Raw genomic sequence first — 17,315 nt, 5'->3', positions numbered from 1 at the left:
ACTAGCTTTCTATCTAGCCTAGCAAGTTTCCCTGTAGCTTTAAAGGGCCTCCTCCTGGAGATCTTCCTTGGCTTTGATGCGCGTGGCTTTGCCTACTCGCTTCCTCAGGTAGAAGAGCTTGGCGCGGCGCACTTTGCCCCGCCGTAGCACCTGAATGGACTCGATGCGCGGCGAGTGAACTGGGAAGACGCGCTCCACGCCAATGCCCTGGAAAACCTTGCGCACGGTGATGGTGCGGTTGAGACCTGCATGGCGCATGGCAATGACCGTGCCTTCAAAAGTTTGCACTCGCTCTTTGCCACCTTCTTGAATGCGTACCCCCACCCGCACCTGATCCCCAACGTGGATCTCAGGTAGGTCCGGCTTCAGGTATTCCGCCTCCACAAGGCGGAGGATGGCCTCGGGGTTGATGCGAGCGTTCATGGCTTTCCCGCGCTCTCAGCAGCTAACTATCGTAGCAATCCCCCTGCTTTTTGTACAGGTCTCGAAGGGCCGGACGACCCCGGAGCTCAAGACTGCGTTGGCGCCCCTCTCTTTGCTAGATAGGCTAGATTGTAGGCTCTTGTGAGAGGCGGGAGACGCCGTGAAGCCCCAGACGGGATCCCTGCCCCCTGCCAAATCTGCAGACCAACCCCTGCTCCAGCCCGAAGCCCCTAGGAAAGGGTGGCCTACTGGCTGGATTCTCCTGGGTCTGCTGCTGGCTAGCTTGGGAGGGGGTGGTATTTTGGTTCAGCGGTACCTCCAGCAGCAGAGGGTACAGCGCCTACAAAGGTTGACGGTGCCCGTCGAGGTAGTGGATCTAGTCCAACGGCTGCGGGTAAGCGGCCAGGTGCAGCCCATTCGCCAGGTGAATGTTGGTCCTCGAGAGGCGGGCCGTTTGGCGGAGCTATTGGTGGATCAGGGGGATGAGGTGGTGGCAGGGCAGGTGCTAGCCCGGATGGACTACGGCGATCTAACTAGCGGCATTCGCCAAGCCCAAGCCCGCATCCAAGAGCTACAGGCCCGCCTGGCGGAATTGCAAGCCGGCGAGCGACCCCAGGTCATCGCAGCAGCCCAGGCCAGGGTGGATGCGGCGCGGTCGCAGGTGAGTTTGGCCCAAAAGGAGCTGGAACGGATTCAGGCGCTGGTGCAGGAGGGGGCTGTAGCCCGCAGCGAGCTGGATCAACGCCTAGCTCGCTTGGAACAAGCGCAAGCGGACTTGCAAGCTGCCCAACAAGAGTTGGAGCGATTGCGGTTAGGTAGCCGCCCAGAAACGCTGCGGCAGATCCAAGCCCAGATTGCCCAGGCCCAAGCCGAGCTAGCCCAGCGACAATCTCGCCTAGCTGAGGCCGAGGTCCGGGCGCCCTTTTCCGGTGTGGTGGTGCAGCGCTTTGCCGAGGTGGGATCCTTTGTAACTCCCACAACCGCAGCTTCCGACGCCACTGCTGCTTCCTCCAGCTCCATCCTGGTGCTGGCCCAGGGGATTGAGGTGCGAGCGGAGGTGCCGGAGGCGCAGATTGCCCAGGTGCGGGTGGGACAGCCGGTGGAGATCCGATCCCTGGCCTATCCGGATCGAGTGGTACGGGGACGAGTGAAGCGGATTGCCCCTGCCACGGTGGTGGTGCGGGAGGTCACCGTCTTTCGGGTCGCGATCGAGCCGGAGCAGGAGGCAGACTTTCTGCGCATTGGCATGAACGTCTCGGTGGATTTTCTCGGGGAGCAGCAACCCCAAGCCCTCACGGTGCCCTCGGTGGCCATCCTGCGGGAGGGGGGCCAAGAGGGGGTAATCCTGTTGGATCCGCAAACCCAGCGGCCTGTCTATCGGCCAGTAGAAACGGGCCTCACCCAGGGAGGGATCACCCAGATCCTTTCCGGCCTGCAGGCGGGGGATCGGGTCTTTACGGCGCTGCCGCCAGGAGTAACCCTGCAGAGTTTGCTTCCACAAGAGCGCCGTCCTAGCCGAAGTGGGAGAGTTAGGCCGCACCCATGAGCTTTCTGGTTGCAGCCAAAATGGCCTGGCAAATGGTGCGACGGCACCGCTTGCGCACAGGCTTGAGCATGCTGGGGATCCTCATCGGCAACGCGGCAGTGGTAGCCATTGCTGGCTTTGGCCATGCTGCCCAGGAGCTGGCTGTGGATCAGTTTCGGGCTTTGGGCACCAATTTGCTGATTGTCTTCTCTTCCAGCTTTGGCCTAGCGGATGCCAGCAACGTCCGTCCTCTTACCCTCGACGACCTGCGGGCGATTGCTGCGGAAGTGCCTGCGGTATCGGCAGCTGTCCCCAGCCTGGCGGTCAATGTGCGGGCTGTGCGGGGCGGGGTGGATCGCCGCTATGAGGTCATAGGCACCTGGCCGGAGTATTTGTCGGTGCTGAATTTAGAGGTCGAGGAGGGCCGCTTCCTCTTGCCAGCGGACATTGAGGAGCAGCGCCCGGTGGTAGTGCTGGGCAGTGAGGCCGCCCGCGAGCTGTTCGGCTTGGATCCCGCCGCCGCTATTGGAGAGACGCTGCTGCTCAACAACTTGCCCTTTGAGGTAGTCGGCATTTTGCGCCCCAAGCCAACAGTGTTTGGCAACAACGATGCCCGCCTGTTTCTGCCGGTAGACGTGGTGGCCAACCGCTTTGTTGGACGGCGCTCTCCCTATGGCCTGGAGTTGACGGCCATCTTTGTCTCGGCCCGCTCCGAAGCAGATTTGCCGGCTGCTGAGTTCCAGATCCGCAACCTGTTGCGCCAGCGGCACCAACTGATAGGAGAAGATGACTTCGTCATCCGCAACCAGAAAGTGTTGCTGGATGGGGCAGCCAGGATTTTAACTCTGCTGCGGGTACTGCTGAGCGGCACAGCGGCGCTCTCGCTGCTGGTGGGTGGGGTGGGGATCATGAACGTGATGTTGATCTCGGTGGCAGAACGCACCCCTGAGATTGGCTTGCGCAAGGCAATTGGGGCCGACAGTCGGCAAATTTTGCAGCAGTTTGCAACCGAGGCTATCCTGATTGCCGTCAGCGGGGGAGTGGCCGGGATCCTCCTCAGCAGCAGCCTCCTGGTGGCAGTGCGAATGTTTACCCCTTTGGCCACGACTGTCGATCCCGTGGCAGTGGTCATATCTTTTTCCCTCTCGACGGGGGTTGGACTGGTCTTTGGCATTTTCCCCGCCCGCAAAGCGGCGCAACTGGATCCCATTGAGGCCCTGAGAGCCTGAGATCCACCGTCTGTAGGATAGTAGGTGTGAGGTGCCCGCTGTTCGCTAAGGAGCTTTCCCTTGGTCAAAGAGCGAGTAGAGGTAATTGTCCCAGCCACTACCGCCAACCTGGGGCCAGGGTTTGACTGCATGGGTGCAGCCCTGCAGCTCTACAACCACTTCCAGTTTCGCGAGATCCCTGCTGGACTCAGCATTCACTATCGTGGCAGCGATCCTATCAGCCAGGGCAAGGACAACTTGGTGTATCGCGCCTTCTGCCGGGCCTTCGAGCTGCTGGACAAGCCTGTGCCGGGAGTGGAAATTGAGATTACCCTCAACGTGCCCCTGGCGCGGGGTCTGGGCAGTTCTGCCACTGCTATTGTCGGCGGCCTGCTGGGAGCCAATGCCCTTGGATCCCTTAACCTAGCCTCCGAGACCCTCCTCCAGTTAGCCATTGTCCTCGAAGGTCACCCCGACAACGTGGTGCCCGCCCTTCAAGGCGGCTGTCAGCTCTGTGTGCAGGGACAGCAAGGGCAGTGGGTGTTCTGCCCGGTGGAGTGGCACGAGCGCATTGGGATTGTGGCAGCGGTGCCTAACTTCAAGCTCTCCACTCAGGCAGCCCGCGAGATCCTGCCCAAGTCCGTCAGCTTGGCCGATACCGTTTTTTCCAGCAGCCATCTGGGGCTGCTCATCCGCAGCTTGCAGTCGGGGCGGGTGGACTGGCTAAGGGTGGCTTTGCAGGATCGGCTGCACCAACCGGCCCGCATGGAGTTGATCCCTGGTTTCAAGGCAGTCCAGGAGGCAGCCCTGGCTGCAGGAGCCTACGGAGTGGTGATCAGCGGGGCTGGGCCTACCCTCCTGGCGTTCTGTGCGCCCGAGGAGCGAGAAGGGGTAGGAGCGGCCATGGTCAGCGCCTGGGCCCAGCTAGGTATCGAGGCAGAAGCGAAACCCCTGAGTTTGGATTGGCAGGGGGGAAGAGTAATCATCCACTCTAGAGATGAGGAGCTATCTGAGAGATAAACGTCGTCCCTGGTGCCCCACACCGCTAGCCCAAGCAGAGCGGGCAAGGGTAGGACGGACAGCAGAGCTGTCTTCTTGCAAGAGCAAGCTGGAGGCCTTCTTGGGTCAGCAGGACGGAGTCCGTAAGTCGCGCTTCATGCTGGGCTAGGGAGGAGTTAAAGAGGCAAGCGCTCTGTTTGCCCCGATTTTCCAGATTTGCTCTTTGTTGGCTAGGGAGGCAAGCAGCTTGCTCGGCAGGTAGAGAGTCTATCAGCACCAGCTAGTAGCCATCAGGCAGTTGCTCTAGCAACAAGCCGGGGGAGCTAGGCTTAGGGTCAAATTCAGTTGAGGATGAGACGGGGCTACAGGTAAGATCCATGGGGGTAAACCCCAAGGGGAAGCTCTAGACTGACAGAACAAGGAAGGTGGCTGCGCTGAGGATTGGGTAAGTAAGGTAAAACAGAGAAAAAAAGTTGCCAGGGGAGTCATTGTACCAGCTATGGTTTCGTAGCTATTGGAGCTAACGATCTGGAGGTTTTAGCTTGAAGCCTTCTGAAGCAGGTAGTCGCTGTTTGCTGAGCTTTGTGGGGAAGCGTAACATCTTATCCTAAGTTGTGACGGAGCTGAAATGTCGGTTCTGGGGAGCGCTTGTTTTCCCTAGAATGGGATCGCTAGCCTGGATCACTCTTGCAGTTTAGCCCTTACCCTAGGCGATGGATGATGCCATGACTCCTGAGATGATACGTCAATTCTGGTCTTTGGTCAGCGAGATCGGCAGACCGGATTGGCTGAATCAGCGTGACGATGACTTGGTCAATCTCATCCTGAATGCCTGTCAGAAAAGATATGCCCTCAGCACGGTCGATACCTCAGTTCTCAACCGTTACATTACTCTCCGCCTGCCTCTAATCCGCGAAATTGTTGTGGACTAAAGCAAGGTAGGAAACTTTTTTCTTGTCATGGCGATTGCACGGATTACTTTGCTCGTCTACGGGGTGCTGCTTTTGGTAGGCGGAGTAGTCGGTTATAGAAGAGGCAAAAGTCTCAAGTCTTTAGTTGGAGGTTTGGTGGGAGCTGTTCTCAGCGGAGCTAGCTATGGCCTCCTGGGAGCGGATCCCCGTTGGGGCCTAGGCTTGGGCTTAGGGACGGCGGCGCTGGGATCCCTTCTTTTTGCCTTGCGCTACCGCAAAACTGGCAAATTTCTGCCCGCTGGTCTGATGTTGGCCGTGAGCTTGACGGCTGTTCTTCTCTTGGGCTTAAGTTTCGTTGAGGTTCTCCCCAGTCCTAGGGGGTGAGGGATCTTCCACAGCTTGTAGCTAGAGGAGCTTCCTACCACAAGGCGGTCTATCCCTGTCGCGGCAGCGGCGCGGAGTGTTTGCCAGGGGGCCTGCGCTGCCTTTTTTGGGCAGGTTTGGGCTGCTGGGCGTCCTTGCTCTAAGCTGAGAGCTCAGCGAGGAGCGACGCGATAGAAGCGAGTGGTGGTCGCCCATTCGCGGGCAGGGATCTTCTCGACGAGGATGGCGCGGGCGATGGCGTCGCCTAGTCTGGATCCCTCCACCTGCACACGGGCAAAGGAGCCACTCTCTTCAAAAGCAACGATCTCCTGGAAGTTGAGCGGCCGGGGGGAGGCCACCGCCAACACTTGGGCTTGGCCAAAGGGCGGGGCAATGGTCAGGCGGTAGCTGGCGCCAGGGGGTGGGAAGGTGCGCACTTCGCCGGCCCGCAGAAACTCCTCTCCACCCGAGAAGGGATTGGGCAAAATAAGGTGAGTGCGTCCATCGGCTTGGATGCTAAACAGGTAGACGTAGGCGTCACGGTTGGTACTGAGAGTCAGGCGAATCGGCTCGCCAGGCCGGTAGATGGGGTTAGAGCCGCGCCGATCCAGCTCCAAGGTCACCTGCAAGTCGGAAGGCACAGGGTTGACGAGGATGGAGCGGGCCCCGGTTTCTAGGCGAGTGTCAGCTAGTTGTAGCCTTGGCAGCGAGGGGTAGATGCCCAGCGTTTTGGGAAAAACAGCGGCGGTGGGCGCCACCGACAGCCCCAAAGCCAGCGGCAGGAAGAGCAGTTTGGCGTCCATGGTTCGCACCTGACATTCAGTGGCTATGTTCAGCCTAGGAAGGGGCAGAGTTTTACTGGAGCGAGCTTCGCGCAATCTCAGATCTCCTGCTGAGGCAGTTTCCCTTGCTGCAGATGGCAGGCCCAGGGGGAAAAGCGCTGAACCGCTTCTCACCTTTGGGTGGGAAAACTGGGAGATCCCAGCTAGAAAGAGCTAAGCTGCAGATCAGGGATCAACCTTGCCTATGGCCAGCGACAGTTACCAAGAAGGCATCGCAGCGGTTCAGGCGGGCGATTTTCCGGCTGCCATTCAAGCATTTCGCCGGGCAGTTGCCGAGGATCCCACCCATACAGAGGCTCGCTATAAGTTGGCCTGGGTGCTGGGTATGAGCGGCTATCTGGATCCAGCCCTGGCCGAACTGGAGGTGGTGGTGGCGGCGGATCCCGGCCATGTTGCAGCCCACTACAACCGGGGGGCCCTGCTGTTGCAAAAGGCCCAACTGGAAGCAGAGGTCGAGGGCCAGATCGATCTTGAGGTCCTGCAGAAGGCAGAAGAGGCTTTTCAAACGGTGATGCGCTTGGATCCTACAGATCAACGGGCCTACGCCTTTCTCACCTTGGTCAGGCGGGCGATCCGCAACTACCATAGCCGCAGGGATGAGGAGGCCAGGATCCCCTAGCTTGGCTGTCGCCCGCACCCCAGTTGCAGCTTCTCTACCAACTAGCGAGGGACGCCAATGTGGAAAACCAGGTCACCGCAGGCCCAAGCCTACGGCTCGAAGGGCGTAAGCGGCTTCGGCCCGGGGGAGATCCTAAGAATTGAGTGGAGGAATCTCAAGGTCAGACGAGAATGCCGCCGAGGTACGCAATTGCGGGGCCTCGGAAGCTTGGGAGCTTGATCCCTGGCTAACCTTGGAGATATCCACCATCGAGACCAACCCTTGCAGGGTGGCAGGGATGGAGCGGGGATCCATAAAAATGACCTTCGAGCTGGGACTGCTGCCCACTTTGAGGCCCATATCGATGTAGCTTTGGGCCATCAGGTATTGCAAGGCGTTGGCTGCCTCGGGGTGTTCTTGCAAGGCAGCGGCAATGGTTTTGATGGCCTCAGCTGTACCCTCGGCCAATAGCAGCCGCTGTCGCTTTTCGGCTTCTGCCCGCAGGAGTTGAGCCTTGGCAGCCCCTGCCGCCTGGTTGATGCTGGCCTGCTGTTCCCCCTCTGACCTGAGGATGGCGGCCCGCTTCTCCCGCTCGGCAGCCATTTGCTTTTCCATCGAGTCCTGCACGGTTTTGGAGGGTTGAATATCCCTGACTTCCACGCGCGTGATCTTGATCCCCCAGGGATCCGTGGCCTCGTCCAGTTCGGCCAGAAGGCGGGCGTTGATCTCGGCGCGCGAGGAAAAGGTCTGATCCAGGTCCATGCGGCCAATCTCAGCCCGCAGCGCCGTCAGCACCAAGTTCACCAAAGCTCGCTGCACATCTTCTACCGCATAGCGAGCCTTGATCATATCCGTGATGCGCCAGTAAACCACTGCGTCGGCCATTAGTGAAACATTATCGCTGGTGATGCACTGCTGCGGCGGCACGTCCAGTACCTTCTCGCGGATGGTTTCCTGGAACACAATCCTGTCGATGGGGGGAAAGATGACGTGCAAGCCGGGTGTTAGCTTGCGGTGAAACCTACCCAGACGTTCTACCAGTGCCTCATAGCCCTGGCTAATGATCTTGACAGAGCTGAACAGGTAGCCGATAAAGATGAGGGCAACGGCGGCTGGGATGACCGGCATACGACTCTTCTCCTGACAGAGGGTTCAGCCCCTATTCTAGACGGTTGCTGGAACTGATCCCTTCACCTCGATACACCGGAAGGCTATCTAGTAGAAAGCCTGCGGGAGGATCCCTTCTTATGAAACTAAACAGCAAGAACCTAGAAGTTGGCTTAAACAAAATTTACGATGTCATTATTGCTGGCGGTGGCGCGGGGGGGTTGTCGGCAGCCATTTACTTGGCCCGCTACGGCTTGAGCTGCCTGGTGGTGGAAAAGGGCAGAGGCCGCTCTTTTTGGATGCAGGACTTGCGCAACTATTTGGGCCTGCCGCCAAACACGCCAGGACGAGAGCTGTTGCGACAAGGAAGGGAGCACGCCCTTAGCTTGGGGGTGGACTATCTAGGGGGCTATGTGGAAGATGTTACAGATGAGGGGGAGCTTTTTGCTGTCAAGGTCAAGGTGGGGAAAGTCAACAGTGTCTACCCTATTTTTCGCAGCAAGTATTTGATTGCGGCAACAGGTATTATTGATTATCTGCCTCAATTGGCTGATATGCAGAATGTTTACGAATATGCAGGCTACTCGCTACATGTCTGCATGATCTGCGATGGCTATGAAATGCGGGATCAGAAAGCAGTATTGATTGTCAATTCAGAAGATCGGATTAATACAGCTTTTGTCCTCAACTGGTTTACGCCTTATATCTCGGTGTTAACCCATGGCTTGTGCTCGGTTGGCCCCGAGATACGCAAAAAGCTGGCAGATCATGGTTACCCTCTCTACGAAGCTCCCATTCGTCGCTTTCTTGGAGAAAACCACCAGCTGCAAGGAGTAGAGCTGGAGGACGGCACCTACATCGAGGCTACTACTGGCCTGGTAGCCATGGGCGCCAAATACCACAACGACTATTTGAAAGGGATCCCCGGCTTGACATGGCAAGGGGAGAACCTGCTCACCGATGAGTGGTGCCGCACTTCCCACCCGCGCCTGTTTGCGGTAGGAGATTTGAAGCAGGGCCTCAACCAGGTGGCGATTGCCGTCGCTGACGGAGCGCTGGCCGCCACGGCCATCTGGCGGGACATCCGCCGATCCTCACCTCCCCGTAAGTGGGAAGAGCGCCTGCACTCAATTTAGGTTCATCCTACTTGCTGCAGGGAGTGGTGATAGTCTTTTGCTCTGTAGTTGTTGTGAAAACCTTGGCAACTCCATGCATTTTCTGAAGGCGGTGATCTTTTTTTGGCTTTCCTCTTGGTGGGTCTATATTACTGTGCTGCGGGGGCCCGCCCTCTTTTCAACCTCAACCTCACCTCGACCCTAGGATACAGTCCCGTTCTCCCAATTGAAAGTGTTCGCGTTCTGCAAGGCAGCCATCCGCAAGAACTACTCATTTATCTATCGGCTCCCTCTGCTGCTTGGGTCTATCAAGAGCGGCTGAACGGGCATTATCTAATCGACATTCCCTATGCTGTAATCACTCATTCCACAAGGGTTGAGGTTGCCAAGGAACTGCCCTATCAACTCAACTGGGGCAACCAAGACCAGCACACTGGGCGTCTGTTGATTACACCCGCGCCTGCTTATGTACAGGTGTTTCTACAGCATGGCTGGGTTCCAGATCCTAGCTTTCTCGACCCAGCGGAAAATAGCCAGCCCTTGCAACTGCCTTTGGAAGAAGTGCTGGGGCCTTTGTTGGAGGTGCCGGCCCGTTCTGCCTTCCTCACGATTGACGATGGGCCTTGGCCTCAGTCCACCCCTCGCCTTTTAGAGGTTTTGGATCAGCTACAGATTCCGGCCACCTTCTTTCTTATCGGCACCCATGTTTCTCAATTTCCAGAGTTGGCCCAGTCCATTCAAGCTCACCACCACACGATAGCCAACCATACCTTTACTCATGATTATCGACGTCTCTACAGCAGCAACGAGATATTTTATGCCGAGGTGGAGCAGACAACCGAGCTGATGAAGAGGCTGGGCTTGGACCCTCAGCTGATTGTTCGGCCACCGGGGGGCTTTCGCCTAGATCCAGCTTTACGCCACTCTTTGGAACAGGCGAGGTATCAGGTTGTTTACTGGAACATTAGCCCTGAAGATGCCTATGCCGACCAAATACCGGCCCAGCTGGCGGAGCGGGTTCGCGCTCAGTTGCAGGCGCTCAGAAACTCGGAACAACCGCTAGTTTTGCTGCTTCATGACCGCTGGCCCCATACCGCTGAGGCCCTGCCAGGTATCGTGGCTGCCGTTGAGGAGGCAGGCTATCGCTTTTTGCCCTGGCCGACTTCTAAGAATGCTGCCTGATATTCTGGATGACGGTTGAATCCAAAGGAGCAGTCAGTTTTTGGTGGAGGAGGGGGAAGCATGCGCAAGCTTATAGTAGGGGGAGCGGCCTTGGCTTTGGCCCTGCCAGTCGCCTCAGCTTCCGCCTATTCCCAGCCGCTGCTGCCGCTATTGCCTGCTGCCTCTGCAGGCAGTACTGCTCGCGAGGGAGTTGTAGCCCTGTTTCGTCAGTCCATCTGGTGGGATTTTATCCGCGGCAATCGTGGGGAAAACCTGCGCTTGTTCCCTGCTCAGTTGCTCTCCTCCTCGCAGCAGGGAGTGGTGGCCGTGTTTGAGATCCAGCGGCAGCCGACGGTGGAGCCCGTGGTGCGCGTGCTCAGCTTTGACCATCAAGGAGGGTACGATTTTCGTCTGCTCCACATGGCTGAGCCCATCCCAGGTCGGCTAATCGAGGCTCAGCTGCGCACTGACATCACACCCACTCCCCAGCCCAAGTTGGTGCTCCTCACTGAGCGAGGGGGAATCAGCCTGCTGCGGTCGGTTCTGATCTTAGAACACCGAGCAGAGGGGCTTGTGCCGCTGCTGAGCGTAACAGATTTGAACAACGCCAGCCTGCGGGTCAGTCCCCAGGGGATCCTAATCCTCTCCAGTGCCCCGGGAGCTAGCCGCGACTTGCGGGCTACGCTCTACCAGTGGGAGGGAGATGGCTTTGTCCGCCGCGATCTCTAGCCTCCCCGCCTTTTAAACCGCTCTAGGGCCGCAGGTGTCTATGACCAGGGAGCTGTTGAGCCTGCCAACAGGCCCCTAGGCTGGGGGCTTGGCCCACCTGCCAAAGAAACAGGCTCTCTGCTCCCAGGGGATGGATGCTCCAGGGATCCAGGTCAGCCCCAAACCAGCCGTAGGGATCGACAGGGGCGGGCTGGCCGGAATTGGTTTGGTCAAAGCGGCGCACCTCAAAGTGGAGATGGGGCCCGCTGGCACAGCCGCTTTCCCCTGACAGGCCAATCACCTCCCCAGCTGCCACCCTCTGCCCCTCGTGTACCCGGATTTGGCTGAGGTGGGCGTAGAGGGTTTCTAGGCGGATCCCGCCCGGGGATTCCCCTTCGTGCAGGATGCGCACCCGCAGCCCTCTGACTGGACGGCTCAGGCTGGGGCAGAAAAACTCTGGTTCCGGGCGCGCTACAGTAACTCGTCCAGGGGCGGCGGCCAGGATGGGGGTGCCTACCGGCATGGCCCAGTCGTAGCCGGCGTGGCCATCGCTTTTGCCACAGGGGTGCTGGGGACTGGGAGTCCAAACCTGGCCCCGGCCGCTGACAAATCGGCCATTGCCGTCTCCTTCGCCCAAAGGCAGGTCGTGGTCGAAGAGGTTGGTGACCGGGAAGTCACCGATAAAGGGTTTGTGCAAAAGCGGCCACTGGGGCGGCGGCGGGTCCCCTTGGACTTGACGATAGCTCTCTAGTTGCCGCCGGTAGCCTTCCAGCTTCTGAAGCTGAGCGGGGTCCTGCAACTGCTGCCGCAAAAGATCCACCAAGCGCAGGGCCTGAGCCCAGTCCCGGCGCTCCACAGCCCGGCTCAACTGGGCGTAGACTCCCCTCAGGACTTCCTGGGATACGGAGGAAGGGGGCCTCTGGGGAAAGCCAGGCAGAATGTTTACGAATTGATACAATAGGCAGCAAAGTATCAGTAGGCATACCTTGAGCAGACCAGGCGGTTTGGCTCGGGTGCCACTTTCCTTTTTGCCACCCGCTTTTCTCCTCAGCCCCTGCCCAAGCTGTGGGAAAGCGCAGTGGCTCTGACCAACCACCCCGCGGGAGCTTCTCATGCGTTGGCTGTTATCCTCTGGTGTTCTGGTTAGCTTGCCTTTCCAGTTTTTTAACAGGCGAGGTGTTCTCCTTTGGTCTGGGTCAATCTGGCAGTGGTTGGAAGCTTCGGCGCTAGGCTTGCACATTCTCTCCTTGCTCTTCGGCCTAGTGGGCCTACTTTGGGTAGTACCGCATCCCGAGTGGGTGGCCAGTTTGCCTCCCATTGGCCTCCAGGCCTTCTCTTGGAGCATGGGCAACGGCGGCGTTGCCTACATGGTGTCTGGGGCGCTGGCGGCAGTTCTAATGGGATCCCGCCTCCTGGGGGTGCGACGCCTGCTGATGTTCTTGATCCCAGCGGTGGGCATCTCCCTAGCCAGCGAGCTGCTGGGCACCAGCACTGGGATCCCCTTTGGTGACTACGGCTACCTCAGCGGCTTGGGCTACAAGATTGCCGGCTTGGTTCCCTTTACAATCCCTCTGTCCTGGTTCTATGTGGGGTTATCGGCCTACCTGTTGGCGCGGGTGGCTCTGCAAGCGGGGCGCCACTGGCTGATCCACTTTGAAGCCATTCTGTTGGGAGCGCTCTTGCTCACTGCCTGGGACTTTGTGCTGGATCCGGCCATGACCCGCGGCCTGATCCCCTTCTGGACCTGGTTTCAGCCAGGGCCGTTCTTTGGCATGCCGCTGCAAAACTTCGGCGGCTGGATGCTGACAGGGACTGCCTTTATGACCGTGGCCAACCTCCTCTGGGGGAAAGATCAGCCTGTCCTTAACCGCCGCCAGTTGCTGGGGCCGCTGCTGCTCTATGGGGCCAATTTTGCCTTTGCCCTACTGGTAAGCCTGGGATCTGGAATTGTCGCGCCGGCAGGGTTGGGCCTGCTCCTGGGACTGGGGCCAGCCCTGGGGTTGTGGTGGAGTGCGCCGCCAGCTCTTCCCTCTCCTTCCGAGGGAGCAAGCGGGAGGATTGTCGGTGGGAGGGGGTGAAGTAGGCAGCTTAGTTGAATTTTCGCAGGGATCCCGGCACCGTCTTCTTCGGGCTGCCCTGCCACAGGCCAATCACCAGGCAGACCACCCCCAGGTTGATGGCCACATCGGCCACGTTAAACACGGGGAAGCTAATCCAGACGAAATTGAAAAAATCCACCACGTAGCCGTTGAGAAAGCGGTCGACGCCGTTCCCCACCGCTCCCGCCCAGATGAGGCCATAGCCCACCTGCTCCCAAAGGTTGAGGCTGCTGCTGCGCAGGGCCAGGAGCGCCAGGGCTATTGCCACCCCTAGCGAGACCCACTTGAGAAACTCCGCCGAATCGGCAAACAGACTCCAGGCAGCACCGGTGTTTTCCACGTAGGTGAGGTGGAACACCCCTGGCCATAGCTGGATCTCCGGGCCCGGCAGCAGCCGCTCCACCGCCCAGCGCTTGCTCAGCTGATCCAAGGTCGTCCCCAGGATCCCGACCAGCCAAAAGCCTTTGTTCTTCATGCTGCTTGCGCTCCCCGGCGGTTTGCTGGCCCAGATAGGTACCTTTCCCCTCGGCTGAAGAGGTGCAGAGCCTGCTGGGAGATCCAAGCGGCGAAAACAAAAGCGCCTGGCTGGGCCAGCCGGACAGGGATCCCAATGGCTACCGCCCCCGTTGCTCTAGAGATCGGCGTAGTTCGCTAGCCATCTGCAGAAACTCCCGGGGGCTACCCGCCTTGCCGTAGGAGGCGCGATCTTGAACCTTCTTGCCACTGCCCTGGCGGGCGCGGAGGTTGAGCAGAGAGCTGGCCATCTCCAGGAACTTGGCGGGGTTTCCCTCGCTGCTGCCCCGCATCACAAAGGTTTGTCCAGCACGAGTTACTGCCATGGCTACCTTGACTCTCAGAAAAGAAATACTCGTTCACATCTTCCCACAAGGGATCCCCAGTCGGCCAGGCCCGGTGCTCTCTGAGCCTCGTTAGAGATAGCCACGGCTTCTGAGACTTTGCATAACCAGCTCAATGCATTCGGGGATGCTCTGTTCGGCAGTTTTGCAGACCACCTCTGGGCATTCCGGCGGCTCGTAGGGATCGTCAATGCCGGTAAAGTTCCGAATGAGGCCTGCTCGCGCCTGGCGATAGAGACCCTTGACATCGCGCTGTTCGCACACCTCTAGGGGGGCATCCACAAAGACTTCGATAAAGTTGCCGATCTGCTGCCGCACCTCCTGCCGCGTTGCCCGATAGGGAGAAATGGCCGAGACCAGCACGATCACGCCGTGGCGAGTCAGCATCTTAGCCACAAAGCCAATGCGGCGGACGTTCTCGTCCCGGTCTTCTTTGCTGAAGCCCAGCCCTTTGGTGAGGTGTTGCCGCATTAGGTCGCCGTCAAGCACTTCCACCGGCAAACCCAGAGCTTGCAACTGTTGGGCCACGCCGCAGCTAAGGGTGGTTTTGCCCGCCCCACTTAGCCCTGTAAACCAGACTGTTACCCCCCGCCGCCCCATGGGTAGGCATTCCTCGTCCTCGGGCTTCGCTAGAATAGCATCCCCAGGGCAGAGTGATACACTCGAGACGCTGTCTCCATTTTTCCCCTGCCGAGCATGTCCCCGCCAGGCTTCTCTCCCCCTGACACTCTCCCAAGCCCTGCAACCACTGCCGAGCTGTTTGAGCGGCATGTGATGTCCACCTATGCTCGCTATCCCCTGACCCTAGTGCGCGGGGAAGGTTGCCGGGTTTGGGACGAAGAGGGGCGGGAGTACCTGGATTTTGTGGCAGGCATTGCCACCTGCACGCTGGGCCATGCCCATCCTGCCTGGATCCAGGCGCTGACGCAGCAGGCGCAGCAGTTGCACCATGTCTCCAACCTCTACTGCAACCGCCCCCAGGCGCAACTGGCCCAGTGGCTGACCCAGCACTCCTGTGCTGACAAGGTGTTTTTCTGTAACTCGGGGGCAGAAGCCGTTGAAGGTGCCATCAAGTTGGCCCGCAAGTATGCCCACACGGTGCGCGGGATCGAGGATCCCATCCTCCTCACCGCCCACGGCAGTTTCCACGGCCGCACCCTGGCTGCCCTCACGGCCACCGGCCAGCCGAAATACCAAAAAGACTTTGCGCCGCTAGTGCCTGGCTTCGACTACGTCCCCTACAACGATATCGAGGGCACGGCAGCGGTGTTGGAGCGCTGGGGCGAGCGGGTGTGTGCCGTGCTGCTGGAGCCGCTGCAGGGGGAGGGGGGGGTTGTCCCTGGGGATCCCGCCTACTTTCAGTGGCTGCGCCGGGTTTGCAGTGAGCGGGGCATCCTGCTGATGTTGGACGAGGTGCAGGTAGGGATGGGCCGCACCGGCAGGCTCTGGGGCTACTGCAACCTGGGGGTGGAGCCGGACGTGTTTACTCTGGCCAAAGGCCTGGCCGGCGGGATCCCCATTGGTGCCCTGTTGGCGAAGGACTTTTGCGCGGTGTTCCAGCCAGGGGATCACGCCAGCACCTTTGGCGGCAACCCCTTGGCCTGTGCGGTTGGCCTAGCGGTCTGCCGCACCCTGATGGCGGAGAGCCTGGTTTGGAATGCTCAGCAGACGGGCAGCTATCTGCGCCAGGGTTTGTCTTGCTTGGCAGAGCAGTTCCCACAGCTTGTTCAAGAGGTACGCGGCTGGGGCCTGATCCAGGGGCTGGTGCTGCGGATCCCGGCGGCTGAGGTGGTCAGGGCTGCCATGGAGCAAGGGCTGTTGCTGGTGCCAGCAGGATCCCAGGTGGTGCGCTTTGTGCCCCCTTTGATCGTCACTCCTGCGGAAATTGACGAGGCGCTGGCGCGGTTGGAATCGGCTCTGCAGGAGCTGGCTGGTGGCCAGTCCGTTGGCGATTCCTAAAAAGCCTAGCCCTGCCAGAGCTGCCGCAGAAACCCCTGGAGCCGCTGGCGCGCAGAGGGCTCGTGGGGGCCAGGATCTCTAGCCTGCTCCAGCAGGGGCAGGATCTCCTCGGCGTAGGCTGGAACAAAACCGGCAGCAGGCCAGAGCAAGTCCGGCGTGGCCCGCAGCTTCCAAACTTGGGATCCCTCCCTAAGCAGCAGGGGTCGCACCCAGAGCAGGGCTCGAGATCCCGCCTCAAGACGGTGGAGAGAAGCCTGAATCAGCTCCCCATAGAGAGTGGCCTGCGGCCCTGGCAGGGCTAGGATGGGGCGGGGCGAGGTGGGGACACTCCCTTCTGCCCCCCTTCCAGCAGGCAGAGGACGTTCCTCAATGGAGGGATCCTCACTAGAGCCACAGCGGGCAGGCAGACAGGGCCACAGGGTCATGGGATGGCTGGCTTCCGCCTGGTGAGCCTGAGACCAACTACCACCTGATCTTAAGAGACTGCCCACGGTGCTAGCCTTGCAGGCAAGGCATAAACTCCTTGCAACCGGATCCCGCCATGATGCACACCTTTATCCCGCCCCACCGCTTTTTCCCCTACCTGACCTGGACAGAGATCCAGGCCATGCCCAACAAAGAGAATGTGGTGATCATCCAGCCAGTAGCCTCGATCGAGCAGCATGGGCCCCATTTGCCCCTGGTGGTGGATGCCTGCATCGGCACGGCAATCATCGGGCGAGCCATGGAAAAACTGGAGCCGGAGATCCCGGCTTACGTTCTGCCCACCCAGTGCTATGGCAAGGCCAACGAGCACTGGCATTTCCCGGGCACCATCACCCTCTCGGCCCAGACCCTGATGGCCTTGCTCACCGAAGTAGCCGAAAGCATCTACCGGGCTGGATTTCGCAAGCTGGTCTTCCTCAACTCCCACGGCGGCCAACCTGAGGTGCTGCAGATTGTGGCCCGCGACCTACACCAGAAGTACGAAGATTTCCTTCTTTTCCCCATCTCCGTCTGGCGCGTTCCCCACCAAGGGCAGGAGCTGATGACGGAAAAAGAACGGGAATTGGGCATCCACGCTGGCGACGGCGAGACCAGCATGCTGATGTACCTGTTGCCCGAGACGGTGCGCACCGACCGCCTAGTCTGCGAGTACCCCCAAGATTTGCCGGAAGACAGTCTGCTCAGCCTGGAAGGGCGAATCTCTTTTGCTTGGACAACTCGCGATCTCAGCCAGAGCGGCGTTCTGGGGGATGCCACCGCTGCCACGCCCGAGAAAGGCAAACTTTTGGTGGAGTCCATGGCCGATGGCTGGGTGCAGCTAATCCGGGATCTGTACAAGTTCCGACAGCCCCAGGCTTGGCGCAAAGCCCCGCTGCCGGCCTAGACTTCTGAGGCTTCTGGCCGTCCCTAGCCTGCCTCTTCGCGAGGACGGGTGATAGGCTTGAGGGAAAGTTC

Annotated in this window: 20 protein-coding genes; 12 read left to right on the top strand and 8 right to left on the bottom strand. The window is 59.6% G+C overall.

Annotated features, from left to right (window positions below):
* Positions 1 to 39: 39 nt before the first annotated feature.
* Positions 40 to 423, bottom strand: coding sequence for a 50S ribosomal protein L19 (gene rplS / locus NW812_RS05885; protein ID WP_414394941.1), 384 nt, complete (start codon positions 421 to 423; stop codon positions 40 to 42).
* A gap of 160 nt (positions 424 to 583) precedes the next feature.
* On the opposite strand from rplS, the gene NW812_RS05880 reads away from it, so the two are divergent.
* The 5 genes from NW812_RS05880 (at position 584) to NW812_RS05860 (ending at position 5,450) form a co-directional block, all read left to right on the top strand.
* Complete coding sequence (locus NW812_RS05880; protein ID WP_414394939.1) at positions 584 to 1,969, top strand: efflux RND transporter periplasmic adaptor subunit; 1,386 nt, start codon at positions 584 to 586, stop codon at positions 1,967 to 1,969.
* Positions 1,966 to 3,177, top strand: a complete 1,212-nt coding sequence (locus NW812_RS05875; RefSeq protein ID WP_414394938.1) for an ABC transporter permease — start codon at positions 1,966 to 1,968, stop codon at positions 3,175 to 3,177. The genes NW812_RS05880 and NW812_RS05875 overlap by 4 nt, the downstream gene beginning before the upstream one ends.
* 60 nt (positions 3,178 to 3,237) lie before the next feature.
* A complete protein-coding gene (thrB, locus tag NW812_RS05870) occupies positions 3,238 to 4,176 on the top strand; it encodes a homoserine kinase (protein ID WP_414394936.1) in 939 nt (312 codons plus the stop codon).
* Between the two features lie 716 nt (positions 4,177 to 4,892).
* Complete coding sequence (locus NW812_RS05865; RefSeq protein ID WP_414394934.1) at positions 4,893 to 5,087, top strand: hypothetical protein; 195 nt, start codon at positions 4,893 to 4,895, stop codon at positions 5,085 to 5,087.
* Positions 5,088 to 5,114: 27 nt separating this feature from the next.
* Positions 5,115 to 5,450, top strand: a complete 336-nt coding sequence (locus NW812_RS05860; protein ID WP_414394932.1) for a TMEM14 family protein — start codon at positions 5,115 to 5,117, stop codon at positions 5,448 to 5,450.
* A 152-nt stretch (positions 5,451 to 5,602) separates the two neighbouring features.
* Here the strand turns inward: NW812_RS05860 and NW812_RS05855 are convergent, their stop codons facing one another.
* Entirely contained in the window at positions 5,603 to 6,232 is a 630-nt protein-coding gene (locus NW812_RS05855; protein WP_414394931.1) for a DUF4384 domain-containing protein, read from the bottom strand.
* A 223-nt stretch (positions 6,233 to 6,455) separates the two neighbouring features.
* Between NW812_RS05855 and NW812_RS05850 the strand changes: the two genes are divergently transcribed.
* Positions 6,456 to 6,890, top strand: coding sequence for a tetratricopeptide repeat protein (locus NW812_RS05850; RefSeq protein ID WP_414394929.1), 435 nt, complete (start codon positions 6,456 to 6,458; stop codon positions 6,888 to 6,890).
* 132 nt (positions 6,891 to 7,022) lie between these two features.
* Here NW812_RS05850 and NW812_RS05845 read toward each other — a convergent pair whose 3' ends face one another.
* Positions 7,023 to 7,997, bottom strand: coding sequence for an SPFH domain-containing protein (locus NW812_RS05845; RefSeq protein ID WP_414394927.1), 975 nt, complete (start codon positions 7,995 to 7,997; stop codon positions 7,023 to 7,025).
* A 119-nt stretch (positions 7,998 to 8,116) separates the two neighbouring features.
* On the opposite strand from NW812_RS05845, the gene NW812_RS05840 reads away from it, so the two are divergent.
* The 3 genes from NW812_RS05840 to NW812_RS05830 all read left to right on the top strand — a co-directional run bounded on the left by NW812_RS05840 (position 8,117) and on the right by NW812_RS05830 (position 10,981).
* Positions 8,117 to 9,112, top strand: coding sequence for an NAD(P)/FAD-dependent oxidoreductase (locus NW812_RS05840; protein WP_414394926.1), 996 nt, complete (start codon positions 8,117 to 8,119; stop codon positions 9,110 to 9,112).
* Between the two features lie 117 nt (positions 9,113 to 9,229).
* A complete protein-coding gene (locus tag NW812_RS05835) occupies positions 9,230 to 10,273 on the top strand; it encodes a polysaccharide deacetylase family protein (RefSeq protein ID WP_414394925.1) in 1,044 nt (347 codons plus the stop codon).
* A gap of 60 nt (positions 10,274 to 10,333) precedes the next feature.
* Complete coding sequence (locus NW812_RS05830; protein WP_414394924.1) at positions 10,334 to 10,981, top strand: hypothetical protein; 648 nt, start codon at positions 10,334 to 10,336, stop codon at positions 10,979 to 10,981.
* 22 nt (positions 10,982 to 11,003) lie between these two features.
* On the opposite strand, the gene NW812_RS05825 is transcribed toward NW812_RS05830, so the two are convergent.
* Positions 11,004 to 11,828, bottom strand: a complete 825-nt coding sequence (locus tag NW812_RS05825) for a M23 family metallopeptidase (protein ID WP_414394922.1) — start codon at positions 11,826 to 11,828, stop codon at positions 11,004 to 11,006.
* 343 nt (positions 11,829 to 12,171) lie between these two features.
* Between NW812_RS05825 and NW812_RS05820 the strand changes: the two genes are divergently transcribed.
* The gene (locus NW812_RS05820; protein ID WP_414394920.1) at positions 12,172 to 13,038 is read left to right on the top strand and encodes a carotenoid biosynthesis protein; all 867 of its coding nucleotides are present in this window, start codon (positions 12,172 to 12,174) and stop codon (positions 13,036 to 13,038) included.
* 10 nt (positions 13,039 to 13,048) lie between these two features.
* Here NW812_RS05820 and lspA read toward each other — a convergent pair whose 3' ends face one another.
* The 3 genes from lspA to cysC form a co-directional block, all read right to left on the bottom strand.
* Complete coding sequence (gene lspA, locus NW812_RS05815) at positions 13,049 to 13,534, bottom strand: signal peptidase II (RefSeq protein ID WP_414394918.1); 486 nt, start codon at positions 13,532 to 13,534, stop codon at positions 13,049 to 13,051.
* Between the two features lie 139 nt (positions 13,535 to 13,673).
* Positions 13,674 to 13,898 carry a hypothetical protein gene (locus NW812_RS05810; RefSeq protein WP_414394916.1) on the bottom strand — a complete coding sequence of 75 codons (225 nt, stop codon included), beginning with the start codon at positions 13,896 to 13,898 and terminating at the stop codon, positions 13,674 to 13,676.
* A 90-nt stretch (positions 13,899 to 13,988) separates the two neighbouring features.
* Positions 13,989 to 14,516 carry an adenylyl-sulfate kinase gene (cysC, locus tag NW812_RS05805; protein ID WP_414394914.1) on the bottom strand — a complete coding sequence of 176 codons (528 nt, stop codon included), beginning with the start codon at positions 14,514 to 14,516 and terminating at the stop codon, positions 13,989 to 13,991.
* Between the two features lie 96 nt (positions 14,517 to 14,612).
* On the opposite strand from cysC, the gene NW812_RS05800 reads away from it, so the two are divergent.
* On the top strand, positions 14,613 to 15,875 hold the full coding sequence (locus NW812_RS05800) for an aspartate aminotransferase family protein (RefSeq protein ID WP_414394912.1): 1,263 nt from the start codon (positions 14,613 to 14,615) through the stop codon (positions 15,873 to 15,875).
* 5 nt (positions 15,876 to 15,880) lie between these two features.
* Here NW812_RS05800 and NW812_RS05795 read toward each other — a convergent pair whose 3' ends face one another.
* A complete protein-coding gene (locus NW812_RS05795) occupies positions 15,881 to 16,300 on the bottom strand; it encodes a hypothetical protein (protein ID WP_414394911.1) in 420 nt (139 codons plus the stop codon).
* Positions 16,301 to 16,419: 119 nt separating this feature from the next.
* Here NW812_RS05795 and NW812_RS05790 point away from each other — a divergent pair, with 119 nt between their 5' ends.
* Complete coding sequence (locus NW812_RS05790; RefSeq protein WP_414395149.1) at positions 16,420 to 17,244, top strand: creatininase family protein; 825 nt, start codon at positions 16,420 to 16,422, stop codon at positions 17,242 to 17,244.
* Positions 17,245 to 17,315: the final 71 nt, after the last annotated feature.

The organism is Synechococcus sp. O70.2 (assembly GCF_047462135.1).
In the GTDB taxonomy this organism is placed as follows: Bacteria; Cyanobacteriota; Cyanobacteriia; order Thermostichales; family Thermostichaceae; genus Thermostichus.
Note: the sequence above shows the minus strand (reverse complement) of the source record. Positions and strands in the feature narration are given on the sequence as shown.

Coding starts and splice junctions, on each gene's coding strand:
- NW812_RS05865 (WP_414394934.1), top strand. CDS start 4,893: ATGATACGTCAATTCTGGTCTTTGGTCAGCGAGATCGGCAGACCGGAT.
- NW812_RS05790 (WP_414395149.1), top strand. CDS start 16,420: ATGCACACCTTTATCCCGCCCCACCGCTTTTTCCCCTACCTGACCTGG.
- NW812_RS05810 (WP_414394916.1), bottom strand. CDS start 13,898: ATGGCAGTAACTCGTGCTGGACAAACCTTTGTGATGCGGGGCAGCAGC.
- lspA (WP_414394918.1), bottom strand. CDS start 13,534: ATGAAGAACAAAGGCTTTTGGCTGGTCGGGATCCTGGGGACGACCTTG.
- NW812_RS05855 (WP_414394931.1), bottom strand. CDS start 6,232: ATGGACGCCAAACTGCTCTTCCTGCCGCTGGCTTTGGGGCTGTCGGTG.
- cysC (WP_414394914.1), bottom strand. CDS start 14,516: ATGGGGCGGCGGGGGGTAACAGTCTGGTTTACAGGGCTAAGTGGGGCG.
- NW812_RS05840 (WP_414394926.1), top strand. CDS start 8,117: ATGAAACTAAACAGCAAGAACCTAGAAGTTGGCTTAAACAAAATTTAC.
- NW812_RS05850 (WP_414394929.1), top strand. CDS start 6,456: ATGGCCAGCGACAGTTACCAAGAAGGCATCGCAGCGGTTCAGGCGGGC.
- NW812_RS05830 (WP_414394924.1), top strand. CDS start 10,334: ATGCGCAAGCTTATAGTAGGGGGAGCGGCCTTGGCTTTGGCCCTGCCA.
- NW812_RS05860 (WP_414394932.1), top strand. CDS start 5,115: ATGGCGATTGCACGGATTACTTTGCTCGTCTACGGGGTGCTGCTTTTG.
- NW812_RS05845 (WP_414394927.1), bottom strand. CDS start 7,997: ATGCCGGTCATCCCAGCCGCCGTTGCCCTCATCTTTATCGGCTACCTG.
- NW812_RS05800 (WP_414394912.1), top strand. CDS start 14,613: ATGTCCCCGCCAGGCTTCTCTCCCCCTGACACTCTCCCAAGCCCTGCA.
- NW812_RS05795 (WP_414394911.1), bottom strand. CDS start 16,300: ATGACCCTGTGGCCCTGTCTGCCTGCCCGCTGTGGCTCTAGTGAGGAT.
- rplS (WP_414394941.1), bottom strand. CDS start 423: ATGAACGCTCGCATCAACCCCGAGGCCATCCTCCGCCTTGTGGAGGCG.
- NW812_RS05875 (WP_414394938.1), top strand. CDS start 1,966: ATGAGCTTTCTGGTTGCAGCCAAAATGGCCTGGCAAATGGTGCGACGG.